This window comes from Escherichia sp. Lx600-2 (assembly GCF_036662595.1).
Taxonomy (GTDB): domain Bacteria; phylum Pseudomonadota; class Gammaproteobacteria; order Enterobacterales; family Enterobacteriaceae; genus Escherichia; species Escherichia coli.
On the sequence record NZ_JAYQWM010000160.1, the window covers coordinates 1 to 4,217 of the forward strand.

Annotated in this window: 3 protein-coding genes and 1 pseudogene; all 4 read right to left on the bottom strand. The window is 52.8% G+C overall.

The genetic code is table 11. From position 1 onward, the window contains the following. Window positions 1-73: 73 nt before the first annotated feature. Window positions 74-277 (bottom strand): annotated as a pseudogene (locus OQV04_RS23675) (serine-type D-Ala-D-Ala carboxypeptidase); the annotation flags it as partial. Between the two features lie 138 nt (window positions 278-415). Further along, window positions 416-1,183, bottom strand: a complete 768-nt coding sequence (gene phsC, locus OQV04_RS23680) for a thiosulfate reductase cytochrome B subunit (protein WP_032319018.1) — start codon at window positions 1,181-1,183, stop codon at window positions 416-418. Beyond that, window positions 1,180-1,758, bottom strand: a complete 579-nt coding sequence (gene phsB / locus OQV04_RS23685) for a thiosulfate reductase electron transport protein PhsB (RefSeq protein WP_016153548.1) — start codon at window positions 1,756-1,758, stop codon at window positions 1,180-1,182. The genes phsC and phsB overlap by 4 nt, the downstream gene beginning before the upstream one ends. 14 nt (window positions 1,759-1,772) lie before the next feature. Next, entirely contained in the window at window positions 1,773-4,046 is a 2,274-nt protein-coding gene (gene phsA / locus OQV04_RS23690) for a thiosulfate reductase PhsA (RefSeq protein ID WP_032319017.1), read from the bottom strand. Between the last annotated feature and the right edge of the window lie 171 nt (window positions 4,047-4,217).

The following is a 4,217-nucleotide window of genomic DNA, read 5'->3' on the forward strand; positions in this document are numbered from 1 at the left end:
TGGGTTCATGTGCAGCTCCATCAGCAAAAGGGGATGATAAGTTTATCACCACCGACTATTTGCAACAGTGCCGTTTCGTCAGGCTGGCAGGATTGCGCTGCTGGTGTTCATTACCGGCTGTCAGGATTTGGCCCGTGGTGTAATCCATTAACACCCATGCCCCGGCAGTAATCGCTGGAGGTTGTGGGGCGAAGCTCACGGCATCGCTCGCCCAGGCGGGCGAAAAACTCATCGTTAATAGTGAAGCGGCAATAAACAAACGGCGTTTCAACAGCATGTCCTCAGGAAAGGGAGAAATAACCGTTCTTTTTACGGAAGTTCTGTCGAACAAACATGGATAAATTGCAAGAAAATGTGACATAAGGCACATTTTCTTGCTATCAGGAAAGGGTTTCAGAGACAAATCTCGCCGGAACTACCCTTTACGCGGCGCGGTCTCTGCGTGATGACTGCGATGGCGGTGATAACCATCGATCATACTGCGAAAAATTTGCCCTGGCGTGTCACCCAGCGTGCACAGGTAAATATGCGCGCAGATGAACAGTAAGCCCACAATCGCTAACGCCATATGCAGCACCAGCATCACCGGCCCCGCCCCTACCACCTGCGGGTAGAGACATAGCAACCCGGTGATGATCAGTAGTGGAACCAGTGCGTACATGATGGCCAGGTAGGCCAGCTGTTGCAGCGGGTTAAATTTGTCCTCTGCCGTTGCGGCAAACGGGTGCGGCTCACCTTTCATAATGCCATACAGATAAAAGCGTGTTTGCAGCAGGCAGCGTGATATCAACCCGCTAAATTTCACGCGATAATGGCAGCCGTTGCCGCTGGTTGCGTTTATTAACACAAAGCCAATCCAGAAGGCCAGCAATGCGAAGCCACACCAGGTATGTACCTGCACCATTAAGGCCACCGGTCCGACAGAAAAGTGGCCAAACAGGCCGCTCAGCAGAAGCAGGATAAAGAGCAGCGCATTACCCCAGTGCCAGCGGCGGACCGCCAGCGAATAGAGGTAGTCCCGATGCTCTTCCCCGGTTGCCGTTTTGGGCGCCAGCATCCGACGTAACAGCGCGTGCGTGACCAGGCCCGCAATCATCAGCACAATAATAACGCCTGCATAAATGAGCCACAGCGGCCAGTAGTCCGGCGCATAGTTAAGCTCTGCTCCCCAGATAGAATTCATACATTACCCTCCTGATGGATCTCTTTACGCCGATAGACACTTACCGGGCCGCTACGCGTATCCTGCTGGCGATAAACCTCTTTTTGATTAATCCAGTGCTGAATTTCCGGGTCATCGCGACGACCAAATTTCAGCGCATCCGTCGGACAAACGGAAACGCAGGCTGGCGATTGTCCGACCTCCAGGCGAGTATCGGCGCAGAAGTTACATTTGTCGGCAATCCCCGTTTGTGGGTTGAGGTAGCGGACATGGAACGGGCAAGCGGCAACGCAGTAGTCACATCCAATACAGCGAGACTTATCCACTTGTACAATGCCATTTTCGTCACGAAATGAAGCACCGGTAGGACAGACGCTGACGCACGGCGCATCTTCACAATGCTGACAGGAAACGCGAACAAACTGGAAGTGGGACAGCACCTCGGGTTCATGTTCGGGGGAACGGATCTGCACTTGTAGGCGACTAAATCCCTCCGGCACGTCATTCAGTACCTTGCAGGCAACCGTACACGCCTGGCAGCCAATACAGCGTTTCTCGTCATGCAGCATGACATAAGGGTTTGTTGATTGATTCATGATGTTCTCCTTTCTCATGCCCGACGAAGCGTGACGCCAGCGGTGTGCACCACCGTACCGGAAACCGGACTGGTAACATGCGGAAGCAAATTACCGCAGTGAATACCGTGCGTCGTCGCCGCGGTTTTAGCTCCTGCCTTGGCGCCAAATCCCATATAAACGAACAGCGTATCGGGTCGTATTCCGGCAGTAACCAGCGCTTTGCCTTTTTCCTTACCGGTCGCATTTTCCAGCCAAATCTCATCGCCGTTTTTGATGCCTTTTTCACGGGCCGTTTGCGGGTGGATCCACACCGCGTTATCCCACATCAGCTCACTCAGCAGTGGTACATATTGCGTCGCGCCGTTGGTATGCACCGCAACTTTTCCCTGAATAAAATAGAGTTCATTGTCGCCTTTGAGGGCAAAATTGCGGGCGCGCGGAATACCGTAGCCAGGCAAAAGTGCTTCCAGCTCTTCAGAGTAGAGTTCAATTTTTCCAGACGGGGATTTAAAGCGCAGTTGCTCGCCATAGGTACCGTCGCCGTCAACCGCCACCGCGCCCGGATAACGCGCCACAAACTGACGCACTGCTTCAGGTTCCCGCAGCAGCAGCGGAATCCCCCACTCCCGATATCCTTTCTGACGCAGTTCAGCGGAAAGCGCATGATCGCCATTAAGCTGGTACAGCTGCCGTGTCTGCATATCCTGCCAGGGGTAGAACTGCCCAAGGCCTAACTGCACGGCCAGCTCTTTCCAGATTTGCCAGCTCGGACGCGCATCCCCAATCGGCTCTACAACCTGCTGGCGCAGGGCATAGGCCGGATTCAGGCCCGACATGTCAGAGACTTCTTCATCACGTTCAAGGTAGGTGCATTCGGGTAACAGATAATCGGCATATGCCGCGCTTTCGCTTAAATAGACATCGCAACTGACCACCAGATCGAGTTGTTCGACGGTTTTGACCAGATCAGGCCGACAGGTCACGGTTTGGAAAGGATTGTGGCGGGACATAATCCATCCCTTCACCGGATACGGCGTCTGGTTTAACACGGCATCGATGATGCTTTGCACCACGCCGCCGCCCGCCGCGATGTACTTGAATTGTGGGGCAACCAAATCGATGCGCTGCGCCGTTGGCTTGGGCAATTTGGCATCAGGTTTTGCCAGCACCGGAGCGACCTTCTCTCCGGCCAGCTTATTGTAGGTTGCCGCGGCTTTTTTCTGGTACAAGCCCCCTTCACGCTCAATATTTCCCAGCAGCGCATTGAGGGTGAAAATCATACGCCGCATATCAATTTCTTCTTGCGAAAACGTCGCGCGATGGCCAGGGCTGACGATAGCATGAGGCGCACAGGCGGCCATTTCGCGGGTGACCCGAACAATAACATCAGCAGGCACGTCAGCCTGCTTTTGCGCCCATTCCGGCGTGGTCTCTTGTACCGCTTCGGCCAGTTGGTCAAACCCTGTGGTGTAGCGTGCAACGAAGTCCGCGTCATACAGATGTTCATTAATCATGACGTGACACATGGCCATTAACACCGGCAAGTCGCCGCCCGGCTTGAGCGCATGCCATTCATCCGCCTTGCTGGAGAAAACTGACAAACGGGGATCGAAGCTGACCATTTTTGCGCCCTTTTCCTGCGCGGTCATCAGTTCATGCGTTTCGGCAACCTCAATACCTTCATAGAGATTGTGGCCAAAAGAGACCATATAACGGGTATTGGCGATATCCATAGCCAAATCGCCGCCCATCATCACTTTGGCGGCAATCGATTTTCCGGCAGGGCATGTCGACGCATGCGTAAAGGTGTTTGGCGATCCAAACGCCGTTGCCAACTGAAATAAATGACCCGAAAGCGAACCGGATTTGGAAGAGAATACGACCCCCTGAGGACCATGCTGCGCTTTTATTGCCGTCATTTTTTCGGCAATTTCTTTGTAAGCCTGTTCCCAACTAATAACCTGCCATTCTCCGCTGCCGCGAGGCCCTGTGCGTTTCATGGGTTTGACAATACGGTGCGGGTCGTTGACCAGGCTAACACCACTGCCTCCGCGCGCGCAGACACGCGTGCCTTGTTGAGGCGCATTAGGGTTCCCCTGAATAAAAACCGTCTTGTTATTAATTACCTGTGCCTGTATTGGGCAACGATAAGAACACATTTCGCACAAGCTTGGCGTCAGGGATGTTTTCCCCTTAATGCTCTCTGGAGAATTTCGCGCCAGTGCGCCAGGCGGAAAACTGCCTATCGCGCAGGCCGAGCAACCGATACCCACTCCTCGCAAAAAATTACGCCGACTAATGCTCATATAACCTCCTGTTATTAGATATATCCAATTATTATATGGTGTTTAAATTATTAATTTTTAACCTCACTCACATTTCATTAGAATATAGAGCAGCTGGCACTGTTGCAAAGTTAGCGATGAGGCAGCCTTTTGTCTTATTCAAAGGCCTTACATTTCAAAAACTCTGCTTAC